Source organism: Streptomyces sp. NPDC031100 (assembly GCF_055570785.1).
Genome location: NZ_JBVIGN010000002.1, coordinates 36,014 through 56,032 on the forward strand (window position 1 = coordinate 36,014; position 20,019 = coordinate 56,032).

Genomic DNA, 20,019 nt, shown 5'->3' on the forward strand with positions numbered 1-20,019 from the left:
CTGATCACGGGTGCGGGTCCTGCTCGGTTCGCCGCCGAGCGGCACGCGCGGACTTGCCGGAACTAGGGTCCGTCTCTTCGATCACGCTGGGGCGCGCCCGGTGGGTCACGACAAGGAGTCCCACCGGGCGTCGCCTAACGAGCTCGTTAGTCCCGAGGGGACGTTTTGTCTTCAGGATCGCTGGGCTCGTCAGAAGCCCAAGGGTGGCAATCGTCGTCGTTCGGGTTGCATTCCGTCACCTCGTCGTGACGGGTGTCGTGTCGCTTCCTGGTCTCGATGTCATCAATGCTGACGGATTTCCGGTTCATGGTCACTCTCCTTGCTCTTTTCTTCGGTTGGATTGTTCTTTCGGGATGCGAAGTGTGCGTTCAAATCCGCTGTCGTCCGGGCCATCTTAGGGCCGGAAAGAATATTCGAGAGGGGCTCCCGAAGAACGTTTCCGACGGGCAGCCAGCGCGAGAAGACGCACGGCCACACATCGCCATTGCTCGCTACGGCTGCGCGACTCTTTGTGCAGCCACCACACAGTTGTGAGACGTCCTTCGAACGATTCGGAGTCCCGCGGCCCACTCCGCGGATGCGGTCAACTTTCACGCGTGTGACGCCTAGAGCGGCCAGTTCTTCACGAGCTTCGGCGATGCGCTGCCCGTCGTGCATGTCGACGATTCCTACACGCAGCCGAATTCCGCGTCTCACCGCTTCCTCGATGTTGGCTTTCGTGCGGTGATGGGTTGAGCGGCTGGTGATTACGGCATGCTCCTGCGGGTCATCGGTGTAGTAGCTGGTGGCAAGCCGAACACTCAAATCAGAGAACAAGTTCCAAAGCTGGGGAGGTACTCGCACGAGATTGCTGTACACCTCGATCCCCAGTCCACGCTTACGTGCATGAGTGACCAGCGGCGCGAGGTCGGGATGCAGGGTGGGTTCACCGCCGATGAACTGGACCATTTTCACGCCCAGGTCGGCGGCTTCGTCGATGACACGTTCCCAGTCGTGCCGTGCCATACTCCCGTGCGTGCCGCTGGGTCCGCTTTCTGCGTAGCAGTGAACGCATTCCAGCTGGCACTTTCCTGTTATCTCCAGCCAGAGAAAGGAGGTTTCGCTCATGGGGAGCCTTTCGCGTCGACTGGTTTCTATCATTATTTCCGCAATACCAAGATGCACCTTGAATGGCCCAAATGGGGGAACGCCGCCTGCCGACTACGGGGCCAGACCCACCAGGCACGCCCTGGCGGCAAGCCTCCTCGACGTGCCGGTGCCGGCTGACTACGGGTCGTCGGTTACAGCACCTCACGACGGCGGAAAGTGTGAGATCGCGTGCGTGGCGACCTCACGCGCGCACGGATCTGGACCACGACGAAACCTTTTTCGCGCGTGAGGTTGCCACGCGTGGGCGGGGTCCAGGGGTGCGCTGTAGCGCCCCTGGTACCACCGCCCGCAACCATGTTCGTCACGGCGCCGTATGCCACGGTGAGCGCCGTTGCCCTCGTCGGGCAACGGCGTGTCAACGGACGGGGCTGGCGCCCGTGATGGGAGAGTGGGCCTCGCTTTCGTGCGGCTGACTTCCCCGGACGGCCGAGGGAGCAGACGATGAAGCCCCCCGCGACGGATCTTCCGCGGGGGGCTTCTCTGCTTGGTCGGGTGCGGTGGCGGTGTCGGGCGGCTGCCGACCGGACGGGACCGGCCGAAGGCCGCACGCCCGGCCGAGGCGGCAGGGCCGCCCGGCGCGCCGAAGGCGCGCCCTTGAGCAAGTAAAGAGAAGTTACTCCGATTCGGATCGACGGCGGGCGGCGCGCTTGGCGGCTGGCTTCGTCGGGGTCACGGGGTAGATGAGCTGGCACGTGACGGCGGGGGCCTTCAGCTCTTCGCACAGCAACGGGCGGCCCTGGTCCGCGTCGGTGGTCACGCGGTAGGTGATCAGTAGGGGGCTGGCGTCGCTGAGTCCGAGTGCGGCCCGCTCGTCGGGATAGGGGGTGCGGGCCGTGACATGCTCGGTGAACGACAGGCTGAGTCCGGCTTCGGCAAGCTGCCGGTACAGGTCGATGATCTCGGCGTCTGGCTGCTCGGCCAGCGTGGGCACTTCGGCGGCGGTGGCCATCGGGATCAGAACACGGTGAGCCATGCGGGCGCCGGTGGCCGGATCGTGGATCAGGCGGTCCACGTTGATGGCGTCCTGGTCCTGCTGGTCCAACAGCAGTGCCGGGGGACCGTCCAGCGCTGTCCTGGTGACGGCGGGCGGTTCCGTCTCCGTCATCTCTGGCAGGTGCCAACTGCCCTTCGTGGTGCGCTGGATGGACCGGTCAACACGGGTGGCAGGGAGAACTCCGCCGGTGGGAAGTACCCTGCTGCCCTTGCCCTGCAAGGACTCCACCAGACCCATGCGGCGCAGCTCGGCGACGGCGGCGCGGGCGGTGTGCTTGCCGATGCCGTACATCTTCACCATTTCCGACTCGGACGGTAGGAGATCGCCGGCTTGGTAGCGGCCCTTCTTGATGTCGGTGGCCATGCGCTGAGCTACCTGCAAGTACATGGACGGGGCACGTTCGATGTGCTCTCGGGCTGCCATGGCTCGTGTCCTTCTCGGGTCGGGGGTGTGGGTACTCGGGCGGTTTGCGGGCTGAGCTGCTGGTCGTGGTGCTTGTCAGTGCTGCGTGGTATACGCGCGCACTCATGAGGATAAGTGGTTGACCCTCTGCCGCACACCCCAGCGTCACTCATCCGGATAAGTGGTTGACCCTGCCTCGGTGGCGAGTCAAGATGATCCTCCCAACTTATCCGGATGAGTGGCCGGGTGTGTGTTGTGCTGAAACGAGGTGAACTCCCTTGGACAACAAGCCGATTGATGCTGCTCGGCTCGGCGCGATCCGCTGTGTGATCGCTCCGGAACCGCGTACGACGCCGGAAGGAGAGACGCGCCGGGACCGCGAGGGAAACCCGCTGTGGATCACGGGCCTGTCTGTGCGACAGGCGGAGGGACGGCGTACAGACGTCGTTCACGTGGTCACCAGCGGACAGCCGCAGGGCCTCACGGAGGGCAGTGAGGTCAGGGTCACGAACCTGTGGGCCAACGACTGGACGGTGGACGGCCGGAGCGGAACCACCTATCGGGCCGATGCGATCACACCCGTGTCCGGCTCCGGCGGTGCTTCCGCCTCGACGGCTGCTCCGGCGGCCGGCCCGCGCGGGAAGTCGGCGGGCGGTGACGCGTGATGGAGCGCTACTTCTGGCACCTGAACGCCCGGCAGGCGGACGGCATGGCCTGCGTGGTGTGCAACGCCGACTTCCTGACGGCAAAGATCACTTCCATTCCGGTGGGGCGGTCGCCTGCGGATGAGTCACAGGTGTTCGCGTGCAAGGACCCGTGCGCGGCCGTGATCGCTGACGAGGCGGACCGCATGGCCCGGGAGATGCGGGCGGCGGTCGGCGCTGAGGAGATGGACGGCGGGGACGTTGCGGACTGCGAGGACCCGGTGTTCTGCGTCGACGGGCATTTCGGCTCGCTGCTGCGAGACCTGCGGGCGCTGGCCGGTGCCGAGGCACTGCTGGCGACGTCCGACGACATCCCCACCCTTCGGTTCCTCCTCGGCCTGACGGCTCGTCATGCCGAAACGGCCATGATCCGCGCCCGGCTCGTGCTCGCACGGACCAAAGAGAACGGGGAGGAATGATGCCTGCCTCGCTGGTGGTCTGGGTCCTGACGGCGCTGCTCCTGGTCGGCGTGCTGACACAGCGCTGGTGGGAACCGCGTCTTGCGGCTCGGGGTATCCCGGTGAGGCGGTGGCCCTGGCGCTGGTGGCTGGTCGGCTACCCCGGAACCTCGCTGCGCGTCTTCACGACCTGGCGGCGGCTGGCTCAACTCAACGGCTTGTCGGTGAGTACGTCGCCGGACCGGAGGGTGATTGGCCGTGATCTCGTGCTGCAGGGGCAGGCGCTGCGGCCCAAGTCTCCTCGGCTGTCGTGGCCGGTGCCGACGAAAAACGGGTTGACGCTGCGGGTGCTGCTGCATCCGGGGCAGACTCCGGCGCCGTACTTCGCGGCGGCCCGTGCCATGGAACACGCCTGGCACGTGCACGGGGTACGGGTCACCTCCCCGCGTCGGGGACAGGTACTGATCCATGTCACGGCCCTTGATCCGCTGACCGGTGATGTCCCCTCTGCCGGTGTGCCGGCTGCGGCGCTGCTGTCGGCGGACGTGGGCCGTATCGAGGATGGCGACCCGTGGGTGATCGACCTTCGGCGCGTGCCGCACTGGCTGATCACGGGTGCCACGCAGTCCGGGAAGTCGTCGTTGCTGGCGGCGCTGGTGCTTGCGCTGGCGCCTCAGAGGGTCGCCCTGGTCGGCATCGACTGCAAGGGCGGCATGGAACTGGGCCTGTTCGGCGGGCGGCTCTCGGCGCTGGCCACCGGCCGGACACAGGCGGTCGGCCTGCTCTCCGGCGTGGTGGAAGAGATACAGGCGCGCATGCGGGTTTGCCGTACGGCGGGCAAGCGGTCCGTCTGGGAACTGCCGGAACACCTGCGGCCGGTGCCCCTCGTCGTGATCGTGGACGAGTTGGCAGAGCTGTACCTCACCGACGGCTCTCGGGAGTCGAAGGATGAGGCGGAGCAGTGCGGAACGCTGCTGCTGCGGGTTGCCCAGCTCGGCGCGGCGCTCGGCGTCCACCTGGTCATCGCCGGTCAGCGGGTCGGCTCCGACATCGGCCCCCGCGTGACCGCGCTGCGTGCCCAGCTCGGCGGACGCGTCGCCCACCGTGCGCATGACGAGTCGTCCGCCGAGATGACCTTGGGCGACATCAACCCGGATGCGGTGATCACCGCACTGAGCATCACCGAGGACGAACAGGGCGTTGCCGTGGTCGCCATGGGCGGCCGGTGGATGCGCGCCCGCTCCCGCCTTGTCACTACCGCCGATGCTGCCGGGATCGCCCGGATGGACTCTCCGTCGGACCCATTTCTGACGCAGCCTGACCCCGTGACTTTCGAGAAAGGAGGAATAACGGAATGACACAGACACAGATATGGGTCATCGACTCGTTCCTGTTCCTGTACGTGGTCCTGACCGCGCGGTCACGGGAAATCCGCTGGTATCAGGCAACCCTGATTTCCCTGTTCGGGTTCCTGCTGGCAATGACGCCGTTCTCGTACCCCGTGATGGAAATTGTTTCGGCCATAGTCGGCCTCTTTACCGGCTGACCTCTCTGAATCAACAAGGAGAAGAAAAATGAAGATCGTCACCCGCATTGCGGCTGCTGCCGCGTCCGCTGCCCTCCTCGCCGGCGGCGCCCTGCTGACCGCTCCGGCGGCCTCGGCTTCCTCCCTGCCGAAGGCGTGCAACCTGATATTGACGCAGACGAAAGACGTTTCGTTTGCCGTGAACCTGCGCAGTGGCCCCGGAACGAAATACGCCTCCCTGGGGATCCTGTACAAGGGTGCTCGATTCACTGAGTACTGCAACAGGGATTACCAGTGGAGCTACGGGAAAGTCACCAGCGGCCCGAACAGGGGTAAAACCGGCTGGGTCAAATACGCCTACCTCAACCCGGTAGAGAAATAACTTCCGACGCGACTCCATCGCGAATACCAGCCCAATTCGGGAACTGACCCCGTGAATTCTGCGCCTGTGCCTCGTGAAAGGGGTCCTCCCATGTCTGTGATGTCGGATGAGGCGCGGCGCTCGGTCCTCAATCAGGCTGAGCGTCTGCGCCTTCTTTCGCCTACCGAGCGTGACCTTATCCGGCTCGTTCACGAACCCGGATACGCGCGCTGGCTCGATCAGATCAAGTCCATTGGCGGGTGCGCTCACCCGATTTACCTCGCCGGGCACACCACAACTCGTGATGCGGTCACGGGGGAAGTGCTGCGGCACTACGACACCAGCGACGAACCCGGCGGCCGGATGCCGGTGCGCTGCCGCAACCGGCGCGAGACGCGCTGTGAGCCCTGCTCCTACCTCCACGCGGGCGACACGTTCCAACTGGTCCGCTCCGGCCTGCTGGGCGGTAAGGGCGTCACGGACGGGGTTCGGCGTCACCCGCGGCTCTTCGTCACCCTGACTGCCTCCTCGTTCGGCTCCGTGCACCGTGCTCACGACGGCGGGGTGTGCCGTCCTCGGCGGGACGGCGGTGTCTGCGAACACGGGCGGCCGGTCGGATGCGGTCAGCGGCACGAGGAAATAGACCCCATGGTGGGTCAGCCGCTGTGCCGGGACTGCTACGACTACCCCGGACACGTCCTCTGGCACGCCTCCGCCGGCAAGCTATGGAACCGCTACTGCCACATGCTCAGGCGGCATTTGGCGACGGCCGCAGGAATCACACAAACCCGCCTAAGGGAACACCTGACCCTCTCTTTTGCCAAAGTCGCTGAATACCAGAAGCGGGGCGCCGTTCACTTCCATGCGGTTATCCGGCTCGACGGGCCCGACGGTCCCTCTTCGCCTCCGCCCCTGTGGGCCACAACCGACCTGCTGTCAGACGCCGTGCAGTCGGCTGCGGACCAAGTTGAGGTACGCACCCCGTATTCCCCTGCAGCCGGTGAGCGGGTCATCAAGTGGGGCGAACAAATCGACGTACACCCGATCCGCAGCGACGCATTCACGGAATCCGCCGTGACCGATAGTGCCGTTGCGGCTTACGTCGCCAAATACGTCTCCAAAAGCGTCGGCGACTCGGGCGGCATCGACTACCGAATACAGGACTTCGACAGCATCCGTCTCGCCCCCGTGAATGCCCACCTGCGGGCCCTCATGGCTACCTGCTGGCGCTTGGGCGGCCTGCCGGAACTGGAGGCGCTGAACCTGCGGGCCTGGGCCCACACGCTTGGCTACCGGGGCCACGTGCTCACCAAATCACGCCAGTACTCCACCACTTACGGGGAGCTGCGCGCGGTACGGGCGGACTACCAGGGCGGCGGCGTGCTCGCCCTGGAGGACCGAGAGATCGCAACGGAATCAGCCTGGCGCTATGTCGGCTCGGGGCACTCTCCGGCAGAAGCGGACATTGCATACGGTATAGCCGAAGACCTAGCGAACCTACGGGAAATCAGAAGAGAGATGATCGCGGAGGGGTGGAAATATGTCGCGTAAAGAATACGCGACTGTGAATGACTCCTTCGGTTTCGCGGAGGGGAGGTTCTGTGCGTGTGATTACTGTCCGCGTTGATGTGAATGGTAATGAGACCGTTGTGCGAGACAAGGTTTACAACCCCCGGAGCCCTCCTGCGCGTCAAAGTGGGCATATAGCTCAGCCCCCGCTATCCCTGGCGGGAAAGGGATAACGGGGGCTTTTATGTGCTCACACTGCTGTAGTTACCTTGTCCCGAATTCGGCCTTCGGAGAAATAGTCATCCCGTAGGACCAGCCTCTTCTTGACATCCTCAGGGACCATGAGCTTCGCGTGGTCGTCATAGATCAGGAACTGAATGCCGCCGCGCTTGAGGTCTTCCTCCATACGCTCTGTGTCACCCATGAGCCAGCGTTGGCGGTACGTACCTTCGAGCTTTTTGTAGCTCCACCTGTCTGTAGAGGCTTCCTCTGGCAGGCTCGACAACTCTGCGTTGTGCTTCTGTAGTGCTTCTTCTGCCGTCTTCTGAAGGAAGCCGCCGACCGCGAACTGTCCACCAGGAGCGAGGCCGGTTACGTAGAACTGGATCGACGCTTCCAGATCCTTCCGGCGCTTAGTCGTCTCCTCGCCCTTGTGGTAGACGCGCTCAACCACCTCGTAGTCGCCGATCTCGTCCAACACCGCTTGCACGAGGGAGCCATAGGCATCGTCCGGTTTCGCCGAGGGCCTGTGATCACACGGCTTGCTGACCGTGGAGAAGCAACGGATGTACTCGTTGACCCTCTCCGCCCCGCTCTTCAGTTTCCTCTTGTTCGCCTGGTAGATCATGTTCCCCAGGCAGTAGCCGCACTTGATCACGTCCAGGAAGCTCGTGGCTTTCTTCTGCTTCGGCGGATGCACCTGAGCCCTAGTCATATCGAACTCAATGAGTTCCGTGTACTCAAGCTCGGTGTAGATGGGCTCTGCCACCTTCACAGGGTTGCCGTCAGCTCCGTAGAAGATCCGGGGAGGGTTGTAGCGGCCGGGCTTCCCATCGGAGATTACCCGCACGCCCATGAGGGCCGGATTCCTCATAATGCGAACCAGACTGGTAACCCTCCACAGCTTGCCTTGTGCGGTTCGGAATCCAGCAAGGTTCAGGGCCTTGCAGATGAACCCATAAGACCTATTCCTCTTCACTCTCATGAGTCGAGCCCACCGGAGCATGAGAGCCCTATCCGGAGTGATAGCTAGAGAGACTGCCTTGGTTTTCGGGTCCTTCACCGTGTGGTAGCCGAATACCGGCTTTCCAACAACCCACCTTTCCGTAGTGCGGGCATACTGCCAGAGGGAGGTAAGTCGGATGCCTAGGTTCTCCGCCTCGATCCTCGCCATGCCAGCAATCATGGTCACCATCATCTGACCGAAGGTGGACTTGAAGTCCAGCTCCTCAATCTTGGAGATCATGTTCTTGCCGAAGTCCTTGCACCACTCGATCATCAGGTGCAGGTCATAGATGCGGCGAATGAATCGGTCGAGCTTCCAGAAGAGGATTACGTCGAACTCAGGGGCTTTCTCGTGAAGCCAGTGCCCAAGCACCTTCCGTTTCCACGGGGGAATCTTGGTTGCCGACTGGTTCAGGTCGGAGGCGACACCTACAACCCGGATGCCCTTCTGGGTGGCCAGGGCCCACAGGTCTAGTTCCTGCCGGATGGGCGACGTCGTCTCGTCCTTGAAGACGGAGAGGCGCACCGACAGAAGCCCTCGGGGGGCGTCACTTGGTAAGGCCGCTTGCATCTCGCGCCACCGGTCCAGCTCTGCCAGCTCGCCGGCGCTCCAGGTCGAGCGGTCGGGCTCAAGGTTGATCTCAGTCTTGGACGCTTCTTCGGTTGCCATGGCCCATGTTTTAGCAGCCTTTCACTTTGGCAGCAGTTCGAGAACTACATGCTGCAACCGAAGCTGACCGCGAAGACCGTCGACATCCACCCGGCGGTCGCCTTCGGGTCGGTCATCGCGGGAACCGCGCTGCTCGGTGCCGTCGGCGCACTGATCGCCATCCCCGCCGTCGCCACACTTCAGGCCTTCCTCGGCGCGTACGTGAAGCGGTACGACGTCACGGACGACCCACGGGTGCAGGGGCACCGCAGCCGCGCCGCGGCCGGCCCCGGGCTGCTCGCGCGCATACGAGGACTGCCGCCGAGGGGACCGGAGATATCCGGGTCCGGGGCGAACGGGGCGGAGGAAGGCTCCTCCTGACCGAGGTGAGTGGGTCAACGGGGCTGGCGGAGATGGGTGGGGCAGCGAAGGCGTGTGCACGGTCGGCCAGGGTGAGCCGGCTCAGTAGGTGAGCACCGCCCACACCCCCGCACCGGTGACGACGGCCGCGTAACAGCCGACGGCCACGGTCACGATCCGCCGCCGTGCCGGCTCGCTCCAAGAGGTGCGGGACAGCAGCCAGGCCAGCAGCGGCAGCACCAGGACGGCGTGCAGGCTCACCCCGTGCAGCGGCTTGAGCGGGGACGTCGAGTGGTAGGCGGCCTCCTGGTGGCCGGTCCGGGTCAGCACGACCCCGCGCGCGATCATCGCCGCTCCCGAGACCAGCGCCACGAGCAGGATCGCGAACCCCGAGCGCACCGCGAGCGGCATCCCGGCGGGACCTGTCGGCCGGTGCCGGAAGGACGCGACGGCGAAGACGGTGAGCAGCACCACCAGCACACCTCCGCCCACCGCGAGTGACATGGACACCGCGGTGTCGAAGGGGGTCTCCATGTTCAGGTGCGAGGGCACCCGGCGCCACGCCTGAAGGGTGATGCCGCCGACCTCCACCACGCAGTCCACGGCGAAGACGACGAGCAGCACGGTGCGCAGCCGGCCCCCGATCCGTAGGTACGACGTCACCCAGGTGATCGCGATCAGTGTCACCCCGAAGGAGAGACCGAACGTGACGGGCTTGCGCCAGAAGACGGGTCCGTCCCAGGGACCGCCGTCGACCGCGAACACCACGAGGTGGGCGAGACCGGAGAGGACGAGGAGCAGACCGGTCGCATGGCACAGGCGCTCGGCGGGGCGCGGAATCTTCATGGCCCCAGGCTCCCGAGAGCGTCCCGCGCGGTCGTCGTCCGGCCGAAGACTCCCGACGTACGACACCGGGAGTAGTGGCCTGGCAGGGGCGCTCCGGACTCGGTCGGGCAGAGGCTCCGGACTCGGCCTGGGAGAGGCTCCGGAGTCCACGCGGTGCGCTTGACACGAAAATCGAACATCCATTCTCATGGGGGCTCGGGCGAGGCTCTCGACAGGGATTTCGAGATGGTTCGGGGGGAGATGTCCCCTTGTTATCCACAGGCCGGGCCGACGTCGGGGCGCATTGTCAGTGGCAGGCGTTAGCGTCTTTGACGTGAAGCGATCGACTCAAGCAAACCGGGTGGAACCCATGGCAGGAACCGACCGCGAGAAGGCGCTCGACGCCGCGCTCGCACAGATTGAACGGCAATTCGGCAAGGGCGCGGTCATGCGCATGGGCGAGCGGTCGAAGGAGCCCATCGAGGTCATCCCGACCGGGTCGACCGCACTCGACGTCGCGCTCGGTGTCGGCGGCCTGCCGCGCGGCCGTGTCGTCGAGATCTACGGTCCGGAGTCCTCCGGTAAGACGACCCTGACCCTGCACGCCGTGGCCAACGCCCAGAAGGCCGGCGGCCAGGTCGCCTTCGTGGACGCGGAGCACGCCCTCGACCCCGAGTACGCGCGCAAGCTCGGCGTCGACATCGACAACCTGATCCTCTCCCAGCCCGACAACGGCGAGCAGGCCCTGGAGATCGTGGACATGCTCGTCCGCTCAGGCGCCCTCGACCTCATCGTCATCGACTCCGTCGCCGCGCTCGTCCCGCGCGCGGAGATCGAGGGCGAGATGGGCGACAGCCACGTCGGTCTCCAGGCTCGCCTGATGAGCCAGGCCCTGCGGAAGATCACCAGCGCGCTCAACCAGTCCAAGACCACCGCGATCTTCATCAACCAGCTCCGCGAGAAGATCGGCGTGATGTTCGGCTCCCCGGAGACCACGACCGGTGGCCGCGCGCTGAAGTTCTACGCCTCGGTGCGTATCGACATCCGCCGCATCGAGACCCTGAAGGACGGCACGGAGGCGGTCGGCAACCGCACCCGCTGCAAGGTCGTGAAGAACAAGGTCGCGCCGCCCTTCAAGCAGGCCGAGTTCGACATCCTCTACGGCCAGGGCATCAGCCGTGAGGGCGGCCTGATCGACATGGGCGTGGAGCACGGCTTCGTCCGCAAGGCCGGCGCCTGGTACACGTACGAGGGCGACCAGCTCGGCCAGGGCAAGGAGAACGCGCGCAACTTCCTCAAGGACAACCCGGACCTGGCCAACGAGATCGAGAAGAAGATCAAGGAGAAGCTGGGCGTCGGTGTCCGTCCGGAGGAGCCCGCCGCCGAGCCGGGCGCGGACGCGGCGGTGACCGCCGCGGCCGACGACGCCAAGACGGCGCCCGCCCCGGCAGCCGCCAAGGCCGCCAAGCCCAAGGCCGCCACAGCCAAGAGCTGACCCCGTGACACGACGAACCGACTGGGCCGAGCACGAGTACGCCACCCCCGGTGCCCCACGGGGAAGGGGCACCGGCGGCGACGCGAGCTCCGCCATGGCCGGTGACGACGGGTACGGGGGAGACGGATACGGCAGCGACGGTGACGGCGTGCACGGCGGATACGGGGACGGCGGCACGCACCCGGGAGAAGAGCCCTACGGGGGAGGCTCGTCCGGCCGCGGTTACCGGAACTCCGCCGGGCCGCAGGGCGGTCGCAGACGCGGCGGACAGCAGGGCGGCTTCGGGGAGCCGCCCGGTGAGGACGAAGGCGCCCCTTCCTCGTCGAGGGCCGAGCGGGGGGAGTCTTCGGGGGACCCGGCCGAGCGGGCGCGGGCGATCTGTCTGCGCCTGCTCACCGGGACCCCGCGCACCCGCAAGCAGCTTGCGGACGCCCTGCGCAAGCGGGAGATCCCCGACGACGTGGCCGAGGAGGTGCTGTCCCGGTTCGAGGAGGTCGGGCTGATCGACGACGGCGCGTTCGCGGACGCCTGGGTGGAGTCCCGGCACCACGGCCGCGGGCTCGCCCGGCGCGCACTCGCCCGGGAACTGCGCACCAAGGGGGTCGACTCCGCGCTGATCGACGAGGCCGTCGGCCAGCTCGACTCCGAACAGGAGGAGGCGACCGCCCGCGACCTGGTCGCCCGCAAGCTGGGTGCCACCCGTGGCCTCGACCGCGACAAGCGGCTCCGGCGTCTCGCCGGCATGCTCGCCCGCAAGGGCTACCCCGAGGGCATGGCCCTCCGCGTCGTCCGCCAGGCCCTGGAGGAAGAGGGCGAGGACACGGAGTTCCTGGCGGACGAGGGCTTCTGACAGCCGGGCGCCCGGCCTGCGGTGGGGATAACCCCCGCCCAAGACGCCGGGCCACCGCAGTGCTTCAGGACCCGTGCACGGGCGAGTGTGTACACACACTGTCGGACCACGGCCTGCGCCGAGGGCCGACAGGTGCACGGACTCCCAGACGCCGCACAACAGAAGAGAGCCCGCCCGATGATGCTGCGTTACGCCCTTCAGACCATCCGCGCCCGCAAGGCGGGCTTCCTCGGCGCCTTCCTCGCCCTGATGTGCGCGGCCGCTCTGATCACCGCCTGCGGCACCCTCCTCGACACCGGCCTGCGCGGCACGATCCGCACCGAGCGCTACGCCGCCGCTCCCGTCGTGGTCTCCGCCGACCAGTACGTCCACCGGACCACGGTGAAGCACAAGAAGGGCAAGACCAAGGTCAAGCACAAGGCGAAACCCATCGCCGAACGCGCCTGGCTCACCATGGACTTGGAGAAGACCCTCGCCGGCACCCCCGGCGTCGCCCGGGTCGTCCCCGAACTGACCTTCCTCGCCCAGCCGTTGACCCCGGCCGGCACCAGAGGCCGTACCGCCTACGGACACGCCTGGGACTCCGCCGCGCTCACGCCCTACCGGCTGACCACGGGCAGCGCACCCAAGGCCGCAGGCGATCTCGTCATCGACCAGAACCTCGCCGCACGTGCCCGCCTCCGGCCCGGCGACCGCCTGACCGTGCAGTCGACGCAGTCCCCGCGGACCTACCGGATCACCGGCATCGCCGCGCCGGCCACCCCCGTACGCCACCAGACGTCTCTGTTCTTCGCCACCGCGGAGGCCGAGCGGCTGGCCGCGCACCCCGGGCAGGTCACCGCGTTCGGCGTGCTCCCGGCCCAGGGCGCCGACCCGCAGACGGTGCGGCAGGCCGTAATGCGGGCGCTGCACGGCACCACCGCCCAGGTCAGCACCGGCGACGCCCGCGGACCCGTCGAGTTCCTGGACGCGGCCGCCGCCCGCACCCGGCTGGTCAGCATGGGCGGCGCGATGGGCGGCACCTCGCTGCTGGTGGCGGTGCTCGTGGTCGTCGGCACCTTCGCGCTCACCGTCCAGCAGCGCCACCGCGAGCTCGCCCTGCTCCGCGCCATCGCCGCCACACCCGGACAGATCCGCGCACTGCTCGGCCGGGAGGCTCTGGTCATCGGCGCGGCAGCGGGCAGCGTCGGCGCACTCCTCGGGCTGCCGCTGGGCAGCTGGCTGCACTCCCGGTTCGTCGCCCTCGGCGCCGTGCCCGCAACACTCGAGCACACCGTCAGCGTCTTCCCGCCGCTCGCCGCCCTCGCCGCCACCCTGCTCGGCGCCTGGACGGCGGCCCGGATCGCCTCCCGCAGGATCGCCGGGATCCGCCCCGCGGAAGCCCTGGCCGAGGCCAGGACCGAACGCACCCGGCCGGTCTGGGGCCGTATCGTCGCCGGTCTGCTGCTCCTCGCCGGCGGAGTCGTCCTCGTCGCCCTTCTCACCTCCCTGCGCACCGAGCCCGCCTCGACTCCCGTGACCTTCCTCGCCGTCGTGGTCCTGTCCACCTCCGTCGCCCTGCTCGGCCCCCTGCTGGTCAAGGCGGCCGCGCTCCTGCTCGCCGGTCCGCTGCGGCTCACCGGTCACGGCGGTCGCCTCGCCACCGCCAATCTGCGCGGCAACGCCACCCGGATGGCCTCCGTCGTCACCCCCCTCACCCTGCTCATCGGCATGACCTGCACCGTCCTGTTCGTCCAGTCGACCCTCGGCGACGCCGCCCGGACCCAGGCGCGCGAGGGTGTCAGCGCCGACTGGGTCGTCGCCGCCCAGGGACCCGGCGTCCCGGGCGAGGCCGCGAAGCGGCTGCGGGAGCAGCACGACACCGTCACCGAGGTGGTCCGCACGACCGTCCGCATCGGCCTCGACAAGTACCCGGCCCAGGGCGTCACACCGGCCGGTCTGACCCGCACCTGGGACCCGGAGGTCACCGCCGGCTCCCTCGGAAAGCTCGCCCCCGGCACCGTAGCCGTCAGTGAACTGGCCGCGGACCAGCACCACTTGAAGCCCGGGAGCACCCTGAAACTGACCCTCGGCGACGGCACGCCCGCCACGCTCACCGTCGCCGCCGTCTACGCCCGAGGTCTCGGCTTCGGCGACCTCACCTTCGCCCACGACCTCGTGGCCCAGCACGTCGACAACCCGCTCGCCTCCTCCGTCCTCGTCAGCACGACCCGTACAAAGACACAACTCGCGACTACGCTGCGTGAGTTCCCGGGTCTGCAGATTCTTTCGCCGGCCGCCGCGGACTCCCTCCAGGCCGACCGGCAGCAGGCGAACGCCGAGGTCAACTACCTGGCCATGGGGCTCGTCCTGGCCTTCACCGCCATCGCGGTCGTCAACACCCTCGCCATGTCGGTCGCTGAGCGTGTCCGGGAGTTCGCCCTGCTCCGCCTCGCCGGAGCGACCCGCCGCCAAGTGCTGCGTGTGCTGCGCACCGAGGCGCTGTGCGTGCTGCTCCTCGCCACCGCGCTCGGCAGCGGCATCGCCCTCGCCGTACTCACCGCGTTCAGCCTCGGCATGACCGGCCGGGCGGACCCCACGGTCACCCCTCTGCTGTATGTCGGCGTGGTCGCGATCGCCGCCCTGCTCGCGCTCGTCTCCAGTGCCCTTCCCGGGCGTGCGGCGCTGCGCGTACGGGCGGTGACGGTGGCCACCGCGAAGGAGTAGCTCGCCGCGATCAGCCGACCGATCAGCCGCCGTGATCAGCCGCCGTGATCAGCCGCGGCGATCCGTCGCAGCGTCCGCCGACCGATCCGCCGCCCGGCTGAGCGTTCCGTCAGGCTGTCACCGGCCCGACGGAACGCTCAGCCGGGTGTGCGTCGGCCCGTCACCCGCTCGACGGGACGCTCAGCCGGGTGTACGTCAGTCGGCCGCCGGCTCGACCGGCAGCCCCGCCGACCGCCACGCCTGGAAGCCGCCCACCAGGTCCGTCGCGCGGTGCAGGCCCAGGTGGTGGAGGGAGGCGGCGGCCAGGCTGGAGGCGTAGCCCTCGTTGCAGATGACGACGACGCGCAGGTCGTGGCCGGTGGCCTCGGGGACCCGGTGGCTGCCCCGGGGGTCGAGGCGCCACTCCAGTTCGTTGCGTTCGATGACGAGGGCGCCGGGGATCACCCCGTCCCGTTCGCGCAGGGCCGCGTACCGGATGTCGACCAGCAGGGCCGCACCGGTCCGGGCCGCCTCGTGCGCCTCCTGTGCCTCGATGCGCCGGTAGCCCGCGCGGACCTGCTCCAGCAGGTCGTCGATGCCGACGGGCCGTATGTTCGTGACGCCGCTCACTGCCAGTCCTCAGGGCGCTCGACCTGCTCCAGGCGCAGCACCTGGCCCGTGCGACTGTAACGACGGATCCGCGGCAGCGGCGGGTAGTAGGCGTGGACGGAGATCGCGTGCCGGTCGGGGGACTCGTTGAGCACCTCGTGCACATGGTGGTGGCCGAAGGAGCGTCCCTTTCCGGCGGGCAGCCGGCGCTCGCGGTCCACGCCCTCGCTGAGTTCCAGGGTCTTCCAGCCGTCGGTGGGCAGCCGGGCGGCCAGCGAGTACTCCGTGAGTTCGCCCGACGCGGTGAGGAAGGCGCCGACCGAGTCGGCGTGGTCGTGCCAGCCGGTGCCGGTGCCGGGCGGCCAGCCGATCAGCCAGGCCTCGCTGCCGCCGGGCCCTTCCAGCCGCACCCAGGTGCGGCCCTGCGGGTCGAGCGGGAGCGAGGCGATCAGCTCCGTGTCGGCGGCCGTGCGTCGCGCGAAGTCGAGGAGGTCCGCCTGGGTCGGTGCCGAGCCGACGGCACGGGCGGTGGCGGCGGGGGATGCGGAGAGGGAGGAAGACACGTGCACCGTCCTGAAGAAGGTTCGCCGAAACGGGCGCCCGACGGCGCCCGGAGAAAGAAGGGGGAGCGAATTCAGCAGGACGGGCGACACACGCAGCCCGCATAGCGGACGAGGTCCATATGGACCCTCCGCCACAGGCGCACACAGGTGTCGGTCACGATCCGGAGTACAGCACGCTGCTGTACTCCGGTCAACTCACCGTCACCATGTGGACAGAGGGTGACGTGGCACACGGTCAGCGCACGGCGGAGCCGGCCTGTGCCTCCTCCCGCACGGCGCCGCCCAGCGTCGCCTCCGCCGCCGCGTACAGATCGGCCGGGCGGACCCCGCTCAGCGCGGTGACGAGGTGGCCGTCGGGGCGCACGAGCAGCACGCTGTGCGCGGGCGCACCCGGGTAGCTCTCGGCGACCAGCAGTTCGGCCGGGTGCGGGAGTGCCGCCACCGCGGCGGCCAGCCGGGGCATGACCCCGGCGGACACCCAGTGCTTGCGGTCCCACACGCCCGTACCCGGTGCGATCAGCACGACGAGCAGGGCGCCGCGGCCCATCCGGTCGCGCAGTTGGACGAAGGAACCATCCTCCGCCGTGACACGCACATCGGTGACCTGCGCGCCGGGCGGGGTGTCGACCGGGATCTCCGCCTCCAGATGCCGGGGCGCGAGCGGCGAGTCGGCGTACGTCGCGGGCGCGCCCAGCGTGCCGCGCCCTAGGTGACCGTCCGTGAGCAGTGCGTCGTGACCCCGGGCCGTGCCCGGGACGATGTGGCGCAGCCCGCCCCCGCCCCGCAGCACCGGCAGCACCTGGTCGGCGGCGCGCAGCCGGGCGGCGACCACCGCACGCCGCTCGGCCTGGTAGCTGTCCAGGAGTGCCTCGCGCGGGCCGCGGTGCCAGGCGACGGACAGCTTCCAGGCGAGGTTCTCGGCATCCCGCAGGCCCTCGTCGAGCCCCTGGGTGCCGAGCGCGCCCAGCAGGTGGGCCGCGTCCCCGGCGAGGAAGACCCGGTCGGCGCGCCAGCGGCGGGCCAGTCGGTGGTGCACCATGTGGACGCCGGTGTCCAGCAGGTCGTACGCCGGTGTGGAGGCGTCCGTCCAGCCCGCGAGGGTCTCGCGGATCCGGGCCACCAGGGTCTCGGGCGTGACCAGGTCCTTGCCTGGCGGCAGCAGCCAGTCCAGGCGCCACACGCCGTCCGGGAGGGGGCGGGCGGTCACCTCCCCGGCCGAGGGCCCGGACGACCGCCACGGCGGCATCCGATGGAGCAACGCCCGACCGCCCCACGGAAGTTCCGCGCGCAGCGTGGCGACCGCGTGCCGCTCCACCGCCGTACGGCCCGGGAAGCGGATGTCCTGCAGCTTGCGCACGGTCGAGCGGGGCCCGTCGCAGCCGACCAGATAACTGCCGCGCCACCAGGTGCCCTTGGGGCCGCGGGTGTGGGCGGAGACGCCGGAACGCTCCTGCTCGATCGAGTCGAGCCGGCTGTCCGCGGCGACCTTGACCAGCGGCTCGTCCGCGACGGCGGCGCGCAGGGCGCCCGTGATGACGTGCTGCGCGATGTGCAGCGGGGCGGGCTCGCCCTCGTCGAAGGTGATCTCGCTGATCACCTGCTTGCGCCGCACCGACCGCCATCCGGTCCATCGCACGCCGTGGTCACCGAGCGCCACTCTGGTCAGCCGCTCCAACAGGGCGGCCGTGTCCTCGCGCAGGACGACGGTGCGCGCCGGGCGTGGTTCTTCCTTACCGGGCCCCTCGTCCAGTACGACGGACGGGACCTCCTGACGGGCCAGCAACAGGGCGAGCGTGAGCCCGACGGGCCCCGCTCCGACGATGATCACCGGATCCACGGCGCAGCGCCCCCTGCCCGCAGCGGTGCCCTGACGGACGGAGAGGAACAGGAAGGTGAAGCGGGGTGCACGATCACAGAACGTATGCAACCCATTGGCAGAGTTTGCGTCAAGTGACCAGGGGCAGTGGCGATCATGCCACTGCCCCTGGAGGGGTCATGCCGTTTGAATGATCGTCACTTCCCCTTGCGCCCCACATCGCTGATGCCGATGACGGCACCGGCACCGTCGGCCCCCGTCCCGAAGGTCCCGCCCACCGCCGCGGGGTTGAGCTCCTCCATGTCCTCGGCGCCGAGCACCGCACCCGTGCTGCGCTTGCTGCGACGGAGCCTGCCCTCCAGCCAGCTCGCGAAGGACGTCAGGGTGAAGTTCACCACGATGTAGATGGCGGCTACGCCGACGAAGCTGGCGATGACGTTGGCGTAGTTGGCCGCGAACGTGCCGCGCTCGCTGAGCAGCTCGCCGTAGCCGAGCATCACGCCGCCCAGCGCGGTGTCCTTCACGATGACCACGAGCTGGCTGACGATGGCCGGCAGCATCGCGGTGACCGCCTGCGGGAGCAGGATGCTGGTCATCGTCTGGCCCTTGCGCAGGCCGATCGCGTACGCCGCTTCCGTCTGCCCCTTGGGCAGGGCCAGAATGCCCGCTCGGACGACCTCGGCGAGCACCGAGGCGTTGTAGAGCACCAGGCCGGTGACCACCGCGTAGAAGGGCCGGTCGTCGCTGGTGACCTGCGTGTAGCGGCTGTAGAACTCGTTGGCGAACAGCATCAGCAGCAGCACCGGGATAGCCCGGAAGAACTCGACGACCACACCTGCCACGGTCCGCACCCAGCGGTGGTCCGACAGACGGGCGATGCCGAAGACGGCGCCGAGCGGAAGGGCGATGACCATGGCCAGCGCCGCCGCCTTCAGGGTGTTCGCAAGACCCGGCAGGAGGTACGTCGTCCAGGCCTGGGACGTGGTGAACGGCTCCCACAGCGCCCAGCGCAGCTGGTTCTTGTCGTCCAGCACCCGCCAGATCCACCACGCCAGCGCGGCGAGCAGGACGAAGAAGACGACGGAGAGCAGCGCGTTGCGCAGCTTGGCGCGGGGGCCCGGAGCGTCGTAGAGGACGGAACTCATCGCTTCACCGCCAGTCGCTTGCCGAGCCAGCCCAGGAGCAGGCCGGTGGGCAGGGTCAGGACCACGAAGCCGAGGGCGAAGACCGCGCCGATCGCCAGGGTCTGGGCCTCGTTCTCGATCATGGTCTTCATCAGGGCCGCGGCCTCGGCGACGCCGATGGCGGCCGCGACGGTGGTGTTCTTCGTCAGGGCGATCAGGACGTTGGCCAGCGGGCCGATGACCGCCCGGAACGCCTGCGGCAGCACGATCAGGCGCAGCGTCTGACTGAAGCTCAGCCCGATGGCCCGGGCGGCCTCGGCCTGGCCGACCGGCACGGTGTTGATGCCGGAGCGGATCGCCTCGCAGATGAAGGCGGCCGTGTAGGCGATGAGGCCGAGGACCGCCAGGCGGAAGCCCTGGACCTTGAAGTCGGAGGCGCCCATCGTCACGCGGAAGATGTCGGCGAGGCCGAGCGAGGTGAACAGGATGATGATCGTCAGGGGGATGTTCCGGACGATGTTCACGTAGACGCTGCCGAACCCGCGCATGAGCGGCACCGGGCTGACCCGCATCGCGGCCAGCAGAGTGCCCCAGACCAGGGAGCCAACGGCGGAGAGGGCGGTGAGTTGCACCGTCGTCCAGAACGCCCCTAGGACGTCATAACCTTGAAGAAAGTCGAACACGATCTCCCGCGCTTCCGGGTGTGTGGCGTACGAGGAGGGCAGGGCGCGCCGCCGCGAAAGCGGCGGCGGCGCGCCTCGGGGAACCCTGCGTCAC

The 20,019-nt window shown here is 68.3% G+C and carries 19 protein-coding genes and 1 pseudogene; 10 read left to right on the forward strand and 10 right to left on the reverse strand.

The features are described from left to right. Positions 1-282 precede the first annotated feature (282 nt). Positions 283-1,107 (reverse strand): radical SAM/SPASM domain-containing protein, encoded by an 825-nt coding sequence (locus tag ACZ5DS_RS04495; protein ID WP_468233986.1) that lies wholly within the window; start codon positions 1,105-1,107, stop codon positions 283-285. Between the two features lie 655 nt (positions 1,108-1,762). Continuing rightward, on the reverse strand, positions 1,763-2,566 hold the full coding sequence (locus ACZ5DS_RS04500; protein WP_468233989.1) for a GntR family transcriptional regulator: 804 nt from the start codon (positions 2,564-2,566) through the stop codon (positions 1,763-1,765). A 431-nt stretch (positions 2,567-2,997) separates the two neighbouring features. Here ACZ5DS_RS04500 and ACZ5DS_RS04505 point away from each other — a divergent pair, with 431 nt between their 5' ends. The 6 genes from ACZ5DS_RS04505 to ACZ5DS_RS04530 all read left to right on the forward strand — a co-directional run bounded on the left by ACZ5DS_RS04505 (position 2,998) and on the right by ACZ5DS_RS04530 (position 7,084). Beyond that, positions 2,998-3,210 (forward strand): hypothetical protein, encoded by a 213-nt coding sequence (locus ACZ5DS_RS04505; RefSeq protein ID WP_468233992.1) that lies wholly within the window; start codon positions 2,998-3,000, stop codon positions 3,208-3,210. After that, positions 3,210-3,668, forward strand: coding sequence for a hypothetical protein (locus ACZ5DS_RS04510; protein WP_468233995.1), 459 nt, complete (start codon positions 3,210-3,212; stop codon positions 3,666-3,668). The genes ACZ5DS_RS04505 and ACZ5DS_RS04510 overlap by 1 nt, the downstream gene beginning before the upstream one ends. Beyond that, positions 3,668-5,005 (forward strand): FtsK/SpoIIIE domain-containing protein, encoded by a 1,338-nt coding sequence (locus ACZ5DS_RS04515; RefSeq protein WP_468233998.1) that lies wholly within the window; start codon positions 3,668-3,670, stop codon positions 5,003-5,005. Before ACZ5DS_RS04510 ends, ACZ5DS_RS04515 begins: the two co-directional genes overlap by 1 nt. Next, positions 5,002-5,193 (forward strand): hypothetical protein, encoded by a 192-nt coding sequence (locus ACZ5DS_RS04520; RefSeq protein ID WP_053661260.1) that lies wholly within the window; start codon positions 5,002-5,004, stop codon positions 5,191-5,193. The genes ACZ5DS_RS04515 and ACZ5DS_RS04520 overlap by 4 nt, the downstream gene beginning before the upstream one ends. A 28-nt stretch (positions 5,194-5,221) precedes the next feature. After that, on the forward strand, positions 5,222-5,554 hold the full coding sequence (locus tag ACZ5DS_RS04525; RefSeq protein WP_468234001.1) for an SH3 domain-containing protein: 333 nt from the start codon (positions 5,222-5,224) through the stop codon (positions 5,552-5,554). A 90-nt stretch (positions 5,555-5,644) separates the two neighbouring features. Continuing rightward, the gene (locus ACZ5DS_RS04530; protein WP_468234004.1) at positions 5,645-7,084 is read left to right on the forward strand and encodes a replication initiator; all 1,440 of its coding nucleotides are present in this window, start codon (positions 5,645-5,647) and stop codon (positions 7,082-7,084) included. 208 nt (positions 7,085-7,292) lie between these two features. On the opposite strand, the gene ACZ5DS_RS04535 is transcribed toward ACZ5DS_RS04530, so the two are convergent. After that, positions 7,293-8,936, reverse strand: a complete 1,644-nt coding sequence (locus ACZ5DS_RS04535) for a recombinase family protein (protein ID WP_468234007.1) — start codon at positions 8,934-8,936, stop codon at positions 7,293-7,295. 24 nt (positions 8,937-8,960) lie between these two features. Between ACZ5DS_RS04535 and ACZ5DS_RS04540 the strand changes: the two are divergent. Continuing rightward, positions 8,961-9,296 (forward strand): annotated as a pseudogene (locus ACZ5DS_RS04540) (AI-2E family transporter); the annotation flags it as partial. Between the two features lie 81 nt (positions 9,297-9,377). Here the strand turns inward: ACZ5DS_RS04540 and ACZ5DS_RS04545 are convergent. Further along, positions 9,378-10,121 (reverse strand): hypothetical protein, encoded by a 744-nt coding sequence (locus ACZ5DS_RS04545; protein WP_468234009.1) that lies wholly within the window; start codon positions 10,119-10,121, stop codon positions 9,378-9,380. Positions 10,122-10,470: 349 nt separating this feature from the next. Between ACZ5DS_RS04545 and recA the strand changes: the two genes are divergently transcribed. The 3 genes from recA (at position 10,471) to ACZ5DS_RS04560 (ending at position 15,151) form a co-directional block, all read left to right on the forward strand. Next, positions 10,471-11,595, forward strand: coding sequence for a recombinase RecA (gene recA / locus ACZ5DS_RS04550; RefSeq protein ID WP_468234012.1), 1,125 nt, complete (start codon positions 10,471-10,473; stop codon positions 11,593-11,595). 4 nt (positions 11,596-11,599) lie between these two features. Then, on the forward strand, positions 11,600-12,445 hold the full coding sequence (gene recX / locus ACZ5DS_RS04555) for a recombination regulator RecX (RefSeq protein ID WP_468234014.1): 846 nt from the start codon (positions 11,600-11,602) through the stop codon (positions 12,443-12,445). A gap of 177 nt (positions 12,446-12,622) precedes the next feature. Continuing rightward, positions 12,623-15,151 (forward strand): ABC transporter permease, encoded by a 2,529-nt coding sequence (locus ACZ5DS_RS04560; protein WP_468234017.1) that lies wholly within the window; start codon positions 12,623-12,625, stop codon positions 15,149-15,151. Positions 15,152-15,346: 195 nt separating this feature from the next. Here the strand turns inward: ACZ5DS_RS04560 and ACZ5DS_RS04565 are convergent, their stop codons facing one another. The 6 genes from ACZ5DS_RS04565 to ACZ5DS_RS04590 form a co-directional block, all read right to left on the reverse strand. Continuing rightward, the gene (locus ACZ5DS_RS04565) at positions 15,347-15,760 is read right to left on the reverse strand and encodes a rhodanese-like domain-containing protein (protein ID WP_468234019.1); all 414 of its coding nucleotides are present in this window, start codon (positions 15,758-15,760) and stop codon (positions 15,347-15,349) included. After that, a complete protein-coding gene (locus ACZ5DS_RS04570; protein WP_468234022.1) occupies positions 15,757-16,302 on the reverse strand; it encodes a cupin domain-containing protein in 546 nt (181 codons plus the stop codon). The genes ACZ5DS_RS04565 and ACZ5DS_RS04570 overlap by 4 nt, the downstream gene beginning before the upstream one ends. A 71-nt stretch (positions 16,303-16,373) precedes the next feature. Then, positions 16,374-16,421, reverse strand: a complete 48-nt coding sequence (locus ACZ5DS_RS04575; RefSeq protein WP_309506048.1) for a hypothetical protein — start codon at positions 16,419-16,421, stop codon at positions 16,374-16,376. A 116-nt stretch (positions 16,422-16,537) separates the two neighbouring features. Next, on the reverse strand, positions 16,538-18,139 hold the full coding sequence (locus ACZ5DS_RS04580; protein WP_468234025.1) for an FAD-dependent monooxygenase: 1,602 nt from the start codon (positions 18,137-18,139) through the stop codon (positions 16,538-16,540). A 176-nt stretch (positions 18,140-18,315) separates the two neighbouring features. Then, positions 18,316-19,263 (reverse strand): amino acid ABC transporter permease, encoded by a 948-nt coding sequence (locus ACZ5DS_RS04585; RefSeq protein WP_468234027.1) that lies wholly within the window; start codon positions 19,261-19,263, stop codon positions 18,316-18,318. Then, entirely contained in the window at positions 19,260-19,925 is a 666-nt protein-coding gene (locus tag ACZ5DS_RS04590; RefSeq protein WP_468234029.1) for an amino acid ABC transporter permease, read from the reverse strand. The genes ACZ5DS_RS04585 and ACZ5DS_RS04590 overlap by 4 nt, the downstream gene beginning before the upstream one ends. Between the last annotated feature and the right edge of the window lie 94 nt (positions 19,926-20,019).

Excerpts from the sequence above, each read along its gene's own strand:
- ACZ5DS_RS04560 (WP_468234017.1), top strand. The coding sequence starts at position 12,623 with ATGATGCTGCGTTACGCCCTTCAGACCATCCGCGCCCGCAAGGCGGGC.
- ACZ5DS_RS04535 (WP_468234007.1), bottom strand. The coding sequence starts at position 8,936 with ATGGCAACCGAAGAAGCGTCCAAGACTGAGATCAACCTTGAGCCCGAC.
- ACZ5DS_RS04520 (WP_053661260.1), top strand. The coding sequence starts at position 5,002 with ATGACACAGACACAGATATGGGTCATCGACTCGTTCCTGTTCCTGTAC.
- ACZ5DS_RS04545 (WP_468234009.1), bottom strand. The coding sequence starts at position 10,121 with ATGAAGATTCCGCGCCCCGCCGAGCGCCTGTGCCATGCGACCGGTCTG.
- ACZ5DS_RS04530 (WP_468234004.1), top strand. The coding sequence starts at position 5,645 with ATGTCTGTGATGTCGGATGAGGCGCGGCGCTCGGTCCTCAATCAGGCT.
- ACZ5DS_RS04525 (WP_468234001.1), top strand. The coding sequence starts at position 5,222 with ATGAAGATCGTCACCCGCATTGCGGCTGCTGCCGCGTCCGCTGCCCTC.
- recA (WP_468234012.1), top strand. The coding sequence starts at position 10,471 with ATGGCAGGAACCGACCGCGAGAAGGCGCTCGACGCCGCGCTCGCACAG.
- ACZ5DS_RS04495 (WP_468233986.1), bottom strand. The coding sequence starts at position 1,107 with ATGAGCGAAACCTCCTTTCTCTGGCTGGAGATAACAGGAAAGTGCCAG.
- ACZ5DS_RS04515 (WP_468233998.1), top strand. The coding sequence starts at position 3,668 with ATGCCTGCCTCGCTGGTGGTCTGGGTCCTGACGGCGCTGCTCCTGGTC.
- ACZ5DS_RS04510 (WP_468233995.1), top strand. The coding sequence starts at position 3,210 with ATGGAGCGCTACTTCTGGCACCTGAACGCCCGGCAGGCGGACGGCATG.
- ACZ5DS_RS04585 (WP_468234027.1), bottom strand. The coding sequence starts at position 19,263 with ATGAGTTCCGTCCTCTACGACGCTCCGGGCCCCCGCGCCAAGCTGCGC.
- ACZ5DS_RS04500 (WP_468233989.1), bottom strand. The coding sequence starts at position 2,566 with ATGGCAGCCCGAGAGCACATCGAACGTGCCCCGTCCATGTACTTGCAG.